General features: G+C 51.9%; 12 protein-coding genes. 9 read left to right on the top strand and 3 right to left on the bottom strand.

All coding sequences use genetic code 11. From position 1 onward, the window contains the following. The first annotated feature begins 6 nt into the window (after positions 1 to 6). The 4 genes from glyQ to HMPREF9439_RS12965 are packed head-to-tail and all read left to right on the top strand — an operon-like array spanning position 7 to position 5,080. On the top strand, positions 7 to 909 hold the full coding sequence (glyQ, locus tag HMPREF9439_RS11625) for a glycine--tRNA ligase subunit alpha (protein ID WP_008864999.1): 903 nt from the start codon (positions 7 to 9) through the stop codon (positions 907 to 909). A gap of 13 nt (positions 910 to 922) precedes the next feature. Then, the gene (gene glyS, locus HMPREF9439_RS11620; RefSeq protein ID WP_008864998.1) at positions 923 to 3,013 is read left to right on the top strand and encodes a glycine--tRNA ligase subunit beta; all 2,091 of its coding nucleotides are present in this window, start codon (positions 923 to 925) and stop codon (positions 3,011 to 3,013) included. A gap of 49 nt (positions 3,014 to 3,062) precedes the next feature. Beyond that, entirely contained in the window at positions 3,063 to 3,800 is a 738-nt protein-coding gene (locus HMPREF9439_RS11615) for a lysophospholipid acyltransferase family protein (protein WP_008864997.1), read from the top strand. Between the two features lie 8 nt (positions 3,801 to 3,808). Then, positions 3,809 to 5,080 carry a M48 family metallopeptidase gene (locus tag HMPREF9439_RS12965; RefSeq protein ID WP_008864996.1) on the top strand — a complete coding sequence of 424 codons (1,272 nt, stop codon included), beginning with the start codon at positions 3,809 to 3,811 and terminating at the stop codon, positions 5,078 to 5,080. Here the strand turns inward: HMPREF9439_RS12965 and rsmA are convergent. Genes rsmA through HMPREF9439_RS11595 form a run of 3 tightly spaced genes read right to left on the bottom strand, consistent with a single transcriptional unit; the run spans position 5,077 to position 9,650 of the window. Then, positions 5,077 to 5,901 carry a 16S rRNA (adenine(1518)-N(6)/adenine(1519)-N(6))-dimethyltransferase RsmA gene (rsmA, locus tag HMPREF9439_RS11605; RefSeq protein ID WP_008810169.1) on the bottom strand — a complete coding sequence of 275 codons (825 nt, stop codon included), beginning with the start codon at positions 5,899 to 5,901 and terminating at the stop codon, positions 5,077 to 5,079. The genes HMPREF9439_RS12965 and rsmA overlap by 4 nt on opposite strands. Positions 5,902 to 5,957: 56 nt before the next feature. Continuing rightward, positions 5,958 to 7,319 (bottom strand): peptidylprolyl isomerase, encoded by a 1,362-nt coding sequence (locus HMPREF9439_RS11600; RefSeq protein WP_008810168.1) that lies wholly within the window; start codon positions 7,317 to 7,319, stop codon positions 5,958 to 5,960. Positions 7,320 to 7,322: 3 nt separating this feature from the next. Continuing rightward, complete coding sequence (locus tag HMPREF9439_RS11595) at positions 7,323 to 9,650, bottom strand: LPS-assembly protein LptD (RefSeq protein WP_008864995.1); 2,328 nt, start codon at positions 9,648 to 9,650, stop codon at positions 7,323 to 7,325. A gap of 121 nt (positions 9,651 to 9,771) precedes the next feature. Here HMPREF9439_RS11595 and HMPREF9439_RS11590 point away from each other — a divergent pair, with 121 nt between their 5' ends. The 5 genes from HMPREF9439_RS11590 to tolB all read left to right on the top strand — a co-directional run bounded on the left by HMPREF9439_RS11590 (position 9,772) and on the right by tolB (position 15,611). Then, entirely contained in the window at positions 9,772 to 10,779 is a 1,008-nt protein-coding gene (locus HMPREF9439_RS11590) for an aminoglycoside phosphotransferase family protein (RefSeq protein WP_008864994.1), read from the top strand. Between the two features lie 11 nt (positions 10,780 to 10,790). Then, on the top strand, positions 10,791 to 11,501 hold the full coding sequence (locus tag HMPREF9439_RS11585; RefSeq protein WP_008810165.1) for a nucleotidyltransferase family protein: 711 nt from the start codon (positions 10,791 to 10,793) through the stop codon (positions 11,499 to 11,501). After that, positions 11,498 to 12,478: a tRNA dihydrouridine synthase DusB gene (dusB, locus tag HMPREF9439_RS11580; protein WP_008810164.1), complete on the top strand. Its 981-nt coding sequence runs from the start codon at positions 11,498 to 11,500 to the stop codon at positions 12,476 to 12,478. The genes HMPREF9439_RS11585 and dusB overlap by 4 nt, the downstream gene beginning before the upstream one ends. A 116-nt stretch (positions 12,479 to 12,594) precedes the next feature. Then, positions 12,595 to 14,154, top strand: coding sequence for a bifunctional phosphoribosylaminoimidazolecarboxamide formyltransferase/IMP cyclohydrolase (gene purH, locus HMPREF9439_RS11575; protein ID WP_021868195.1), 1,560 nt, complete (start codon positions 12,595 to 12,597; stop codon positions 14,152 to 14,154). Between the two features lie 143 nt (positions 14,155 to 14,297). Further along, positions 14,298 to 15,611, top strand: coding sequence for a Tol-Pal system beta propeller repeat protein TolB (tolB, locus tag HMPREF9439_RS11570; RefSeq protein WP_008810162.1), 1,314 nt, complete (start codon positions 14,298 to 14,300; stop codon positions 15,609 to 15,611). The last annotated feature ends 16 nt before the right edge of the window (positions 15,612 to 15,627 follow it).

Here is a 15,627-nt window from a genome sequence, read left to right as displayed (position 1 = left end):
GAAATTATGCTCACATTTCAGGAAGTTATTCTGCGTCTACAGCAGTATTGGAACGGACAGGGCTGCGCCTTGCTCCAGCCGATCGACATCGAAGTCGGTGCCGGCACCTCTCATACCGCAACATTTCTCAGAGCCTTAGGCCCTGAACCTTGGAGAGCTGCGTATGTGCAGCCGTCCAGAAGACCGAAAGACGCCCGTTACGGCGAAAATCCCAATCGTCTTCATCAGCATCACCAGTTCCAGGTGGTTCTTAAACCGGCTCCGACGGACATTGTTGACCGTTACCTCGGCTCCTTGAGAGAACTGGGCATTGATACCGAAGTCAACGACATTCGTTTCGTCGAAGACAACTGGGAGAACCCGACGCTCGGAGCCTGGGGCTTAGGCTGGGAAGTTTGGATGAACGGTATGGAAGTGACTCAGTTCACATACTTCCAGCAGGTCGGCGGCCTGGAATGCAAGCCGATTACCGGAGAAATTACATACGGTCTTGAACGTCTGACAATGTATCTTCAGAACTGCGACAATGTTTTCGACCTTGTCTACACCAAGTGGCAGGACGCTTCTGGCGAACACATTCTCACTTACGGCGACGTCTTCCATCAAAACGAAGTCGAGCAGAGCCACTACAACTTTGAGGCAAGCGACCCTGAAAAACTTCTCAAGCAGTTCGACTACTTTGAGAGTGAAGCCAAGCGCCTGATGGACCTGAACCTTGCTCTTCCGGCCTATGAAATGGTTCTGAAAGCCGGACATACGTTTAACCTCCTCGACGCACGCGGTGCCATCAGTGTGACAGAACGCGCCGCCTATATCGGCCGTATTCGTCAGATTTCCCGGGCCGTTGCTCAAAGCTACTACGACTCCCGTGAACGCCTCGGCTTCCCGATGTGCCAGAAAAAAGAATAAAGAGGTTAGAGAAATGGCTTCATTATTGATTGAAATTCAAACAGAAGAGCTGCCGCCGAAGGCACTGGACAATTTATCCAAGGCGTTTGCCAAAGAACTGACTTTCAGCCTGAAAGAGCAGGATTTGGCTCTTCCCAACGCGCAGGTAACCGCTTACGGTTCTCCTCGCCGGATTGCCGCACTCATTTCGGATGTTTCCGAAGTGGCACCCGACAAACCTTTCCGTCAGAAACTGGTACCGGTGAAAGTCGGTTTGGATGCTGAAGGCAAAGCTACTCCGGCTCTGAGCAAGAAGATGAAGGCCCTCGGCATCGAGTGCGAACCTTCTGAGCTTAAAGTCGTGAACGACGGCAAGCAGGATCAGCTGGTATACGAAGGTACTAAGGCCGGCGTCTCTCTGAAGGACGGTTTGCAGATCGCTTTGGATCACGCCGTTCGCCGTCTGCCGATTCCTAAGGTGATGAGCTATCAGCTCGAAAACGGCAAGACCGTCGAATTCGTCCGCCCGGTCAAGCACCTCGTTGCTTTGTTCGATAAAGAAATCGTTCCCGTTGAATTGTTCGGTCTGAAGGCCGGCCGTGAAACGATGGGACACCGCTTCCACGTTAAAGAGCCTATTTCCATCAAAGAGGCAGAAAAATATGCCGAACAGATGGAAAAAGAAGGCAAGATCGTCGCTTCTTTCGAAGAGAGAAAGAACAAGATGGTTGGCGAGCTTAAGTCCGCTGCGGAAAAACTTAATGCCGAAATCATCATGCCCGATGATCTCGTCAATGAGGTTGCCGCTCTGACAGAATGGCCCGTTGTCTACGAATCCGGCTTTGACGAAGAATTCCTGACGGTTCCCGCCGAGTGCCTGATTCTGACAATGCAGCAGAATCAAAAATACTTTGCCTTGAGAGACAAGAACAAGAAGCTTATGAACCGCTTCCTTCTGGTTTCTCAGATTGAAGCCAAGGACGGCGGCGAAGCTATTCGTTCCGGCAACGCCCGTGTGGTTCGCGCTCGTTTGGCCGATGCGAAGTTCTTCTATGATCAGGACCGTCTCCAGACACTGGAATCCCGCGTCCCCGGCTTGGCTCATGTGGTCTACCACAACAAGCTCGGTACTCAGCTTGAAAGAAGCGAACGCGTTCAGAAGATTGCTTCCCGCATCGCCGAGCAGATCGGTGCCGATCCTGCACTGGCCCGCCGCGCAGCTAAGCTGGCAAAAGCCGATCTACGCACTTTGATGGTCGGAGAGTTCCCCGAACTGCAGGGCATCATGGGTGAGTACTACGCTCATCACGACAAAGAAGACGACAAAGTCGCTCTTGCGATTCGTGAGCACTACCAGCCGCGCTATGCCGGTGACGAGCTTCCGTCCACACCTGAAAGCTTGGCTGTTGCCTTGGCCGACAAAATTGAGACACTGACCGGACTCTTCGGCATCGGACAGCTGCCGACCGGAGAAAAAGATCCGTTCGCCCTGCGCAGACACGCCCTCGGCATTCTTCGCATGCTGATCGAAAAAGAACTGCCGCTTTCTTTGGACAAACTGATCGCTATCGGTACGGAAGAAGAATCTGTTGTTCCCGGCGTCAAAGATGCCACAGAAGAGCTCAAACAGTTCTTCCATGATCGTCTGCGCGTCATGCAGAAGGATCAGGGCTTTACCGCTCATGAAGTGGAATCCGTGATCGGTTCCGAACCTGCTATCCTTGCGGATGTTCCGAAACGCCTGAAGGCTGTTCATGACTTTATGAGCCTGCCGGAGGCCGAGTCTCTGGCTGCTGCCAACAAACGTATTGAGAACATCCTCAAGAAGAACACACTTCCGCTGGCAGATGCTGTTGATCCGGCTCTCCTGACAGAAAAAGAAGAGAAGGATCTTTACGAAGCTATTCGTACGCTTGAACCGAAACTTGAAGCCGACTATAAGGCCGGCCGCTACGAAGACGAACTTCGCAGCCTGGCTCCGCTGAAAGCTCCGGTGGACGCGTTCTTCGACAAAGTGATGGTGAACGCCGAAGATGAGGCCTTGAGAAGAAATCGCTTAACGCTGCTCAACGAGCTCCATAAAGCGATGAATCAAGTCGCCAAACTTTCGTGTTTAGCCTCTTAACTTTCCGATCAGAAGGCCGCTCACAGAGCGGCCTTTTCCAACAATACCTATGAAACTTATGCTCTGGCTTCGTGCCTTGATTTTTTGGTTCCTCTTTTGTATCACCATCATCTGCTACGGCATCGTCCTTTTCGTTTGTATTCCGTTTACATCGAAAGAAGGCCGTTACGCCATCGTAAAAAAATGGTGCCGAATGGTGATCGGCTTAATGCGCACGATTTGCGGTGTTCGCTATGAAATTACGGGCATGGATAAGGTGCCGGCGACCGGTCCCGTGATTTTGCTGTCTAAGCATCAGTCGGGCTGGGAAACGCTCGCATTTTTTGCCTTGGTGCCGAGACGCTTGAGCTATATCTACAAGCGCGAACTGCATCGTCTGCCGATCTTCGGCTGGGGTTTGGCTTCGCTCGGAATGTTCAGTGTGGACAGATCTGAAGGACGCACTGCTTTTGAGCGCATGAAGCGTGAAGTTCCGGAGTTCTTTGCTCATGGCTGGGCTTTGGTGCTCTTTCCCGAAGGCACGCGCACCGCGCCCGGCGCTTCGGTTAAATATAAAACCGGCGGCGTTCGTTTAGCGATTGCTACCAATGCTCCGATTGTTCCGATTGCTTTGAATTCCGGCGAATGCTGGCCGAAGCATTCGTTTTTGCTGTATCCGGGCGTAATTAAGGTGGTATTCGGCGATCCGATCAGTCCGGAAGGAAAAACACCGCATGAACTTAATGAAGAAGTTCGCAGCGCAATTGAAGGTGAGATGAAGCTCATCTCACCGAAATACTACAAATAAAAGGTTGAATGGTTTTAGGTCGTATTTTTCCGAAGATCACGAAATTTTATTTAGACGGCTCTCCGGCAGAGGCTGAAATCGCTTATCCCGACAAGGTTCGGCGCGTTCATATTCGACTTGGCGGACAGGAAGAACAAATTACCGCCGGACCGGAGGGTGTCATTTACATCACCAAGGGCTATCCTTCAGCGCTCCAAATTAAATGGGCGCTGAAACTTCAAAAGAAGAAATTTTTGCCGTACTTTAAATTTTTTGAAGCAGCCTCCTTAGCCTATCCGGATGTCTCTGCACGTCTTTCTCAGCAGGATCCTGATTTTGTCCATCATTCCGCTTTAGAAGGGAGCTATCCGGTCCGATATCGCATTGTCCGCAGCAGCCGCCGTAAGAATACTCAAATCGCCTTTGAGGGCGGTCTTTTGGTTGTTCACTGCCCGGCGAGGCTCACGGACTTTGAAGTGGAACTTGAACTTCAGAAATCGGCCTCAAAAATTATTCAATTTCTGGAGAAGATGCGCCGAGGGGCACCGGCTGCAGAAAAGGAACCGGCTCCGGCGCGGGCAGCGAGCAGTATTCGTCTTGCTGACGGAGCGGAAGTTCAAATCATTTGGCAGCCCGGGAAGCGCAAGAGCATTTCAATTTCCATGCCGAACTCAGAGCAGCTTCTGGTGAAGTATCCGTCACGGACTTCTCGAGAAAAAGTGATGGGCTGGGTTCTTTCACAGCAGGCATGGATCCAGAAGAAACGGCAGAACAGCTTAGGGAAGGAAGACAGTAATCGAGTCTTCTTTGAAAAACTGTCTTCCGAACAGGAAATCACACTGCTGGACGTCAAAAGAAAAGTAAGGCTGTCGAGCGTGCGCAAGGAGTCCGGTGTCTTTGATGATGAGATCGTGCTGTGGGTGAAGGACGCGAACCTCACTCGAGACCAGTTCCTTGAAGTTCTGGTTAAGACCATCAAGAAGTGGGCCCTTACGGCTTTGCAGGAAGAATTTGAGCTCAAGCTCGCACAGATGGGGCCCTTTAGATACCCTTATCGAAAATTCTTTTTGACGTCGGCTAAAACGCGCTGGGGAAGCTGCAGCAGCCGCGGTCACATCCGTATTCACTGGAATGCGGTGTTCGTTACTAAGGCCGAGCGGGAATATCTTTATACGCATGAGGCAGCTCATCTGACGGAGATGAACCATTCCTCACGTTTTTGGCAGCTCGTTGAAGTGCACTGCCCTGACTACAAACGAGCCAGGGCAATGCTGCATTCGAGAACGCTTGGTTTTCTCTAGTCAGGCTGAACTTGGCCGGGCAGCACGATTGAAATGCCCGCTGCATGAACTAAGCGAGCCAGGCGAATGAAATTTTCCAAAGGCACGCTTTCGGCACGCTGCTCCGGCTTGATTCCTGCCTCCTCCATCATTTCGGGGGAAATCCATTTAGCAAGATTGTTCTTCAGCGTTTTACGGCGCATGGCGAAAGAGGCGGCAACAACCTGATGGAAGGTCTCTTCGTCAACTTCTGCCGGATTTTGAATCGGGATCATGCGGACCACGGAAGACATGACTTTCGGCGCCGGCGTGAAAGCCTCAGGCGGAACATCAAAGAGCTTTACCATGCGGTATTTTCTTTGAAGCATGACCGAAAGCCGTCCGTAGGCCTTTGATCCCGGGGCGGCAACCATTCGGTCCACGACCTCTTTCTGAAGCATGAAATGCTGATCAACGACGCGGTCACTGATCTCGGAGAGCTTGAAGAGCAGCGGGGAAGAAATGTTGTAGGGCAGGTTGCCGACCACGCGAATCTTTTCTTCGGCGGCAAAGTCTCTCCAATCGAACTTCAGAGCGTCGGCCTCAAGAACGGTTAACTGCTCGGGCGTGAATTTGGTCCGCAGCCAAGCTGCAAGATCGCGGTCAATTTCAACACAGTAGATGTGTTTGGCACCGGCAATTAATTCTTTTGTCAGGGCAGCCTGTCCCGGTCCGATCTCAATGATCTTTTGGCCTTCTTTCGGATCGACGGCTTCGGCAATTTTGTTGATCCAGAAGTCGTCGTTGAGAAAGTTCTGTCCGAAACGTTTGCGGGCTTTGTGGTGCTTGAGTACTTCAGCCATTTCTTGATTCCATGAAAAAACGCTTAGGAGGCCTAAGCGTTTTCGACTTTACGATGTTATTCGGTCGGTTTGTTGATTCGCTTCTCAACATAGGCTTCCGAACGCAGGCGTCGTTCCCAGTCGAGGACGGCGTCACCGAGTTTCTGCTCGCGCAGCGCCTCTCTGGCCTGCTCTCGCTGGCGTTCGTTAATGCCGCTCTTAGTTCTGCGGTCGAGCACTTGGAAGATATGCCAGCCGTAAGGCGTGCGGATCGGTTCACTGATTTCGCCGACGCTCAGCTTGTCGAGCTGCTGTTCCATTTCCGGAGGAACGTCGCCGGGGTAGAGCCAGCCGAGGTCACCGCCGCGGGTGCCCGACGGGTCTGCAGAATGCAGACGAGCAAGTGTCTGGAAGTCGCCGTCGCCTTTATCCAGGCGAGACTTGATTTCATTTAAGCGCTGAATCACGACTTTTTCAGGCGTCACGTTCGAGGGACGCATCATGATGTGGCGGACATGCGTCTGACGAACACCTTGCTGGGCCTGTTCGCCGGGATCGCGGACACCGGTCAGTTTGAGGATTTGGAAAGAGTTTCCGGCCTGGAGCGGAATGATGTCTCCGGCTTTGTGATTCTGCAGAGCCTGCACCACGAAGGGAGGCAGTTTGCCGGCGGGAACCCAGCCCATAACGCCGCCTTCCATCGCTTCCGGTGTGACGGAGTATTTTGCTGCCAGCTGGCTGAAATCTGCACCTCTCTGAGCCTGCTCAAGCGCACGGGAAGCGGTTCTTTGGGCAGCCTCAACTTCTGCTTTCGTGGGATTTTCAGGGAAGCTGATAACGATGCGGGATAAGCGATATTCCATGCGTTTGCCCGGACCGCTCTGATCCTTCAGATATTGATCGATTTCGCTTTCGGGAATCTGGATCTTGTCGTCCACGTCTCTTTCACGAAGACGCTGAGTAAGCAGCTCGCTGCGGATCTCGCTCTTGAAGCTCGGAACGGAAATACCGTCGGCTGCCAGTTTCTTTTCGAGCTGAGGAACGGTGAGGCCGTTATTGGTCGCAATTTGTTCGATCGCGCCGTTGAGCATGTTGTCGTCGATACGAATGCCGGTATCGCGGGCTTTCTGCTCGATGATTCGTTCAAGAATCATGCGATCAAGCGTCTGGTCGCGAAGGTTGTCCATCGGGGGCAGCGGAATGTTTCTTCTGCGAAGATTCGTAGCCACCTGATGAATTCTCTGCTGCAGCTGGATCTCCGTAATCACATCGTGATTCACCACGGCTGCGATACGATCGACCGGGACGGGTGCGTTTTTATGAGCCGCAGCCGCTTCTTTCTTTGCCGGTGCTTTCTGTGCGTACGCATTGTCTGCATTGACCGCGCCGAGGGAGAGGAGGGCGCAGGCACATACTGCATAAAGATGAGTCAATTTCATAGTTTATTCGTAGTAATCATATCGGCCGACTTCAACAGGCTTCGGCCCGATCGGCTTGTAACCGGTAATGCCTTCGCTTAAGGCTTGGATCGGACTGGATCCGACGGTGCCTAATCCGACGAGTTCAAGTTCTAAGAAGAAGTTCGTTGTCGACCTTCCTTCACTTCGGATGTAACGCTGTACGGCGCCGCGAAGAATCCAACACCCCGCACGATATTCGAGGCCCATAAGCGAGTCAACCACTTTTTTGTCTCTGAATGAATAATTGTACCTTCCGAGACCGTAGAGGTCTTTCATGAGCGGCCACTGGAACGAAAAGTCGATCTGCTTGATGTTGGTGTTATAGAAAGCGTCTCGCGTATCGTTGGGGTTGTAGTTGTAGCGATAGTACAGAGCAACGGTCGAGAAATCACGCGGGTTATAGCGAATACCAGCGCTCGTCTTTGAGATTCTGGACCACTCTGTAGAGTACTGGATCGCGCCCTCTAGTCTCCAGCCCTCAAATAAAGAGAACTGGGAGGCGGCCAACACGTCACTGCGGTTCTTTGTTTTACCCGGGTTGGACCAATAAAGGTCGACTTTTTCGTCCGTGAAGTAGTAACGCTGACCCACAGTCGCGGAGAACCATTCTTTACCGGTACCGGAGTCGATGTAACGGGTTGTCAAAACTGCAGACAACTGATTGGTGTTCGCAATTCGGTCAAAGCCCGTGTACTTGTTCGGTGTAAACAGTTCGGCGAAGTTCAGGTCGGCCGAAGAACTGTCGAAGTTCGGCATGTGCCTTTGATTCCGATAAGGAATGTAGGCATAGAACAATCGAGGTTCAAGAGTCTGCTCGGTTTCTCGTCCGAAGACCGTCGAATTTCTCTCGAAGATTAAGCCGGTGTCGAGAGAATAGATCGGGAGCGAACGGGTCGAAGATTTATCAATCTCGGCTCTTGCGTGTTTGATGTCGTTGTAGTGCGTGAGCGAGTATGTAATCTTCGGCGTAATGAACCAGTAAGAACCCATCAGCGGATAGGAAATCGAGGTATTCCACAAGGTTCGGTTGCCGTCGCCGCTCGTACCGCGCAAACCGTTATACGTCGAGATGCCGCGGCGGAAGCGGGTTGCCGTCAAACGAGAATCAAGGACCGCACCGTGAAAATCTGCGACGTAACCGCTGAGGTTAAATTCCGGTTCTTTTTCGTAGGGCTTTTCAACCCAGTTTCTGTTCGGACGAAGCGTCTGATTTTTATAGACGCCGATAGACGTACTCCAATAAGTCTGTCCGTAGCTCAGCCAGAAGTTTTGGTTGAGGATGTTTTCACTGGACTCGCGAATGGTCGTCGAGAAATCCGATAAGTAGTCGTTATCGGAGACCTTTTGGTAGTCCACGCCGAGAGAAACATCACCGATGCGCTGGTAGTGTTTCCAAGCAACGCCGTAGCGTCGTTCGTGCGTTTCCTTATCCTTAAAGATGACGTTGTAGTCCACCTGGCCGGAGAAAGTCGGCTGCAGGTAGCGGAATTCGTTGCCGAAGAGTACGCCTCGCTTAGACATCGGTTTGAGTGTCAGCGTGTAGTCGTAGTTCGGTGCAATGTTCCAGTAGAACGGCACCTCCATATTCACGCCGAGCGTCGAGCTCATGCCGAATCTCGGAGTCAGGAAACCGGTCTTGCGCTCGGAACCTACCGGGAAACTGAAATAAGGCGAGGCAAAAACCGGAATACCGCCGACATATAGGCGTGCGTTTTTGCCGACAGCAGAACCGTCGAGCTCGTCATAGTCAATGTCAGAGGCTTTAATCCACCAGGCTTCCTCACCTTCGCGGCATGTCGTGACCATGGCATTGCACATCTTCGCTTTGCCTTCGCCGAGAAGTTCGATCTTGTCGGACGTGCCTCGCATCTGAGTCGGCAGATAGCGGAACGTTGCGTTCGGCATTTCTCCGGTTTCCGCATCGAGGTGATAAGTAAGCTCGGGCCCTTTGAAAATCGTGCCGTTTCTGGCCACTAAGGCGTTTCCGTTGGAATAAACCTCGTCGTTGGCGAACGTATAGGTGATGGTGTCGCCGCGAAGGACGGATCCGCCGCGCCGAACTTCAGCGCTGTCAATGAGCTCGATTTTCTCATTAGGCGTCCCAATCATCTTGAACGCTGTGAGGTATGTCGGGGCATCGCCTTCCTCAGAAGGCGCGTTCTCGTCTAAGCGGCGTGCCGCGTTCAGCTTCAGTCCGTACTCAGGTCGGGTAGCCGTTTCGGAATCTTGATCGCGCTCGGCCGCCGAGACGAGCAAGGGCATAGCTAAAGTCACAGCCACAAAAACGGGTAGGGCTCGAAAAGCTTCCATGGGTCTTTTTCGACGAATTGAAAAACTAGACATTAAAATTGCACGCTATTAGGTGGAAAGATTATAAAGGCTTAATTGACCTGCATATTCTTTCTGATCAACGGATCATGGAGAGGAAACAATGACAGAGCGTGAAGTTAGCTTAAAGCAGTGGCTGGAAAAAATCGGAGGGTCTTTCGGGCTGAATCTGAAGACACTTCGCCCGGCATCTTCGGACGCGGGTTTTAGAAGCTATTTCCGTATTGACGGAGACGGCACGACTTACATCGTCATGGACTCTCCCAGGGAGCCCGGCAACGTCAAACCTTTTATTTTTGTCGACGATCTGTTTGCCAAACAAGGCCTTAATGTTCCGAAAATCTACGCTCAGGACGTAGAACAGGGTTTTCTGCTGTTGTCAGATCTGGGAACTCAGACTTATCTCGATGTTCTCTCGGAAGACAATGCCTCCCGATTGATGGACGATGCCACCACCGCACTTGTCAAACTCCAGAAGAACAGCAAACCGGGTGTGCTGCCCGATTACTCCGAAGAGCTGCTGCGCAGTGAACTCGAGCTTTTCCCCGAGTGGTACGTAAAACGCCATCTGAATATGGAAATTACGCCTCAGATGCGCAGCATGTTCGACAAGATGTTCGACCACATCATCGAAAAGAATCTCGCTCAGTCCTTTGTGTACGTACATCGTGACTACATGCCGCGCAATTTGATGCTTGAAGAAAAAGACAATCCGGGAATTATTGATTTCCAGGACGCGGTCTACGGTCCGGTGAGCTATGATATTGCCTGCTTGTGCAGAGATGCCTTTATTTCCTGGAGCGAAGCTCAGATTTTAGATTGGACCATTCGCTATTGGGATAAAGCCCGCAAGGAAGGCATTCCGGTCCCGGCAGATTTCGGTGTGTTCTGGGAGGACGTCGAATGGATGGCCCTCCAGCGCCACCTCAAAGTTCTGGGCATCTTTGCCCGTCTGAATTACCGCGACGGAAAAACGAAATATCTTGGCGATACGCCGAGATTCTTGAATTACGTTCGAAAGACAGCGTCGCGTTTTGATGCCTTAAGACCTTTATCTCGCTTCATTAACCAAATCTCCGGCATCGAAGAGACGGTCGGATACTCTTTCTAAGGAGTGTCGGATTGAAGGCGATTGTGTTGTGTGCCGGAAGAGGCAAACGCATGCGGGAACTCACGGCGCATAATTCCAAACCGCTGATCAAGCTTTGGGGCCGATCAATGATCGACTGGCAGCTTGATCGTCTGAAAAAGGGTGGAATTCGGGAGGTCGTGGTCAATACCGCCCATTATGCCGACCTCTATCCTCCGCATTTTGCAGCTCATCCCGTCGAAGGAATCAAAGTAACGATTTCTCAGGAAGGAACTTCGATTTCGGACGCTTTGGAAACTAAAGGCGGCATTGTCAAAGCACTTCCCTTGCTCAGTGACGGAGAAGAACCCTTCGTTGTGGTTTCCGGAGACATCGTCACGGCCTTTGATTACGCCTCCCTGGAAAAGGCTGCCGACCGAATCAGAAAAGGAGAAATCGTCGGACACTTAGTATTGGTGCCCAATCCTTCTTTTCATGACGGTGACATGGATCTCAAAGACGGTCTTATCAATAGAGCCGATAAGAAGTACACCTACGGGAATATTGCGGTCTTCTCGCCGAAAATCTTCGCAGGAGAAAAGCCGGAGTTTTCCAAGCTCTTCCCTTGGCTGTACCAATTTGTCGATCAGCAATTAGTCAGCGGCGAGATCTACAAAGGCCCCTGGGCGAATGTCGGCACTCCCGAAGAGCTCGCAAAATGCGAATCAATGGGCTGCTTCTTTAACGAGACGGATATTTCATGAGCGGCGCAACAGTACAAGTCGGGAATGTGGAAATTCCCGGACGCGTGTTCTTAGCACCGCTGGCAGGTTTTACCGATCTTCCTTTTCGTCAAATTTGCCGTAAGCTGGGTGCGGCTTATGCCGTGGCCGAAATGGTTGCCTCGCAGAAACACTTGCGCGAGTCGAGAAAGTCGCAAGAAAGATTTTCCCTGGGAAGTGAAAGCTATCCCCGTGCGATCCAGCTGCTCGGTTCCGATCCGGTCGATTTGGCCGACACCGCCCGCTATGCGGTTCAGTGCGGTGCACAAATCGTGGATTTCAACTGCGGATGTCCGGCGAAAAAAGTTTGTTCGGTAGAGTGCGGCTCGGCGCTGTTAAAAGATGAGGCGCTCGTAGAAAAATTGCTGAAGGCGCTGACTGAAGCGGTAGATGTGCCCGTGACGCTCAAATACCGTCTCGGCTGGGATGCGGAGCACATCAATGCGCTAAACATTGCGGCAATCGCTCAAGAGGCCGGAATCAAAATGCTCGTGCTCCACGGCCGTACCCGAGAACAAGGTTTCAAAGGCGAAGTTGACTACCAGAGGATCGCCGAAGTGAAGGCGTCGGTCGATATCCCGGTTATTGCCAACGGCGATATTGACAGCGTAGAAAAGGCTGAAGCGGTACTTGCGCAGACAGGTGCCGACGGCATCATGATCGGGCGTGCGGCTATCGGAAACCCTTGGATTTTTTCGCAGATAAATGACAAACTCAGCGGCAGAATTCCGCAGGCGCCGAGCAAGAGCCAACTTATTGAAACTATTGGCGAACACTTACAGTTACATTTTTCTTTTTACGAGAAGGAAAAAGGCCTAAAGACAATTCGCAAACACCTCAGCGGCTACTTTAAACGTTTAGACTTATGTCCGACTCTATTGACGGATTTGTACTCCGTTACGGATCCGATTCAATTAGAAAAAAATGTCGAGCGTCTCTTACAGGACAATCTCGATTAGCTTTTACGCAATGCTCGAATTTTGCTGCCCGGCAACGCGTCAGAAAACGCTCCGGAGGCGGGAAACGGGCGGGTTCAAACTTAATCTCAACGGAAGTTTCTAACGAAATGCACAATATGAAAAAACAAGCGCTGATCAGCTGCTCGGATAAATCCGGCGTCGTTGAATTTGCAAAAGCCCTGACGGAACTCGGTTATCACATCCTGTCCACGGGCGGCACTGCAAAACTCATCGCTCAGGCAGGCATTCCCGTACAAGAGGTTGCCGATTACACCGGCTTCCCGGAAATGCTCGACGGAAGAGTCAAAACACTGAACCCGAAGATCCATGCCGGCATTCTTGCCCGCCGCCCCGTTGCGGAACACATGGAAGCGTTAAAGCAGTTTGAAATTGATCCGATCGACATCGTTGCAGTGAACCTGTATCCGTTCGAACAGGCTATTGCCAACCCGAACTGCACGTTCGAAAACGCTATCGAAAACATTGATATCGGCGGCCCGACGATGATCCGTGCTGCTGCGAAGAATCACGAAAGCGTCACCGTTATAGTTTCTCCCGGCGACTACAGAAAAGTCATCGAAGAGATCAAAGAAAAGGGCAACGTTTCTCCTGAAACCAGACTCGAATTGGCAAAGAAAGTGTTCGTTCATACCGCTCACTACGACGCCATGATTTCCAACTATCTGACCAGCATGAAGGGCAACGACGTCTCTACCCGTACGAAGTTCCCGGAAAGCCTGACACGTCAGTGGGTCAAAGTACAGGACATGCGCTACGGCGAAAATCCTCATCAGGAAGCCGCCTTCTACCGCGAAAGAAATGTTGCTCCCGGCCTGTTGGCAGGCTACCATCAGCTCCACGGCAAAGAGCTCTCCTACAACAACATCGCCGACAGCGATGCTGCCTGGGAAGCTGTCCGCAGCTTTGACAGCCCCGCCTGTGTGATCATCAAACACGCCAACCCCTGCGGCGCAGCTATCGGTATGAATTCCGAGGAAGCCTATACCAAGGCGTTCAAGTGCGACCCGACCTCTGCCTTCGGCGGCATCATCGCCTTCAACTGCGAAGTCTCCAAAGAAACTGCTGAGAAGATTGCCAAACAGTTCGCTGAAGTCATCATTGCGCCTGAGTTCTCTCAGGGTGCTTTAGACATTCTTCTGCAGAAGAAGAACCTTCGTCTGCTCACCGTTGCTATGGGCCACGCCCGCAACGATTTGGATATGAAACGCATCGGCGGCGGCCTCTTAGTCCAGACGCCTGATACACAGTGCGTCAGCGAAAAAGACCTCAAGGTTGTGACGAAACTCGCTCCGACCAGCGCTCAGATTTCCGACATGATGTTTGCGTGGAAGATCGCCAAGTTCATCAAGTCCAACACAATCGTTTTTGTACGCGACGGTATGACATTAGGTGTCGGCGCCGGTCAGATGAGCCGCGTGGATTCTGCTCGTATCGCTTCGATTAAGGCCAAAGAGGCCGGTCTCTCCTTGGAGGGCAGCGTTGCCGCCTCGGACGCCTTCTTCCCGTTCAGAGACGGTTTGGATGTCATCATCGATGCTGGTGCAACCGCTGTTATCCAGCCGGGCGGATCGATTCGCGACGAAGAAGTGATCGCAGCGGCCAATGAACGTGGCATCACCATGGTCTTTACCGGTGAACGTCACTTCCGCCACTAATTAAAATCCCTAATTCGAGCCGAAATCGCTGCAAATGCGCTTTCGGCTCAATTATTGATACAAAATTCAGATTATTTAGTCATCGGATCGCGGTCCGAGACTTTTTAGCACATTAAGATAAACTCAATGTGCTTGTTAGTTTTATGGAGATGAGGGAGCGTATGGTCAGACGTGACTTGGGCTTGGATCGACGCGTGTTTCTTAAGGCCGTCGGCTTGGCAGGAATCGCAGCAGCCGAACCGGCGTTTGCACAGCTTTTTGTGAATATTCAGGGCGTCGGGGCAAACCAATTTCCAATCGCTATCCAGCCTTTTTTCGGAAACAGCGAAGCACCTGAGAATATTGCCGAGATTATCGGCAACGATTTAGTTCGTAGCGGTTTCTTCCGTTTGGTTTCCTGTGATGCCGCAACGGCACTCGATAAGGATCCTGACTGGAAAGCTTTAAGCACAGCCGGAGTCGGTGCTTTTGCCGACGGTTCCGTAACACGTGCAGCTGACGGACGCTATGAAATCAAGTTCCGTCTCTTTGATCCGGTGAAAAAGCAGGAAACCGATGAGGCTTCCTATATTTCCCCGAAAGATGACCTGCGTCTTTATGCCCATAAGATTGCAGACCGAATTTTTGAACGCCTGACCGGGGAAAAAGGCGATTTCGCAACTCGTATTGCCTACGTTTCTCAGCAAGGTAAGAACAACTACGCCATCATGGTCGCCGACAGCGACGGGTATAACCCGCAGGTTGCCCTTCGCATCAGACATCCGATTATTTCCATTGATTGGTCTCCCAACGGCCGACAGATCGCCTACACCTCTTTTGAGACGGGTAAGCCGACGGTTTGGATTCATGATCTGAGCACAGGCAAGCGCCGTCAAGTGGCGGCATTCCGCGGCAACAACAGTGCTCCTGCCTTTAGTCCCGACGGCGGTACGTTGGCTGTGGCTCTGTCTAAGGACGGCGGAACCAAAATTTATTTGCTGGATGTTAACGGACAGAATCTCAGACAGTTCACTACCGGCAGCAGCATTGATACTGAGCCGGCATTCTCTCCCGACGGCAAATATATTTACTTCACAAGCGACCGCGGCGGCAACCCGCAGATTTACAGAAAACCTGTGGTGGGCGGTTCGGCCGAGCGTATCAGCTTCGGAAATGCCTATGCCATTAGCCCGGCGGTAAGTCCGAAAAACGACCAAGTCGCCTATATCGTTCGCACAGGCGGCCACTTCAAGCTGGTTCAGCAGGATTTGGCTACCGGCAACGTCATTCCGCTTTCCGAAATCGGAAAGAACGAATCGCCGAGCTACTCGCCGAACGGCAACATGATTATTTACGCCTCCGAGGTTGGAGGTAAGGGTGTTCTGTCCACAGTCTCCACGGATGGAAGCACTCGTTCCCGACTCTCGGGTACCAGTGGAGACATTCGCGAACCCTCTTGGGGTCCCACCATTAAATAAAAGGACGAAGAAGATG

Origin of the sequence: Parasutterella excrementihominis YIT 11859, assembly GCF_000205025.1 — a bacterium.
Classification (GTDB): Bacteria; Pseudomonadota; Gammaproteobacteria; order Burkholderiales; family Burkholderiaceae_F; genus Parasutterella; species Parasutterella excrementihominis.
Note: the sequence above shows the minus strand (reverse complement) of the source record. Positions and strands in the feature narration are given on the sequence as shown.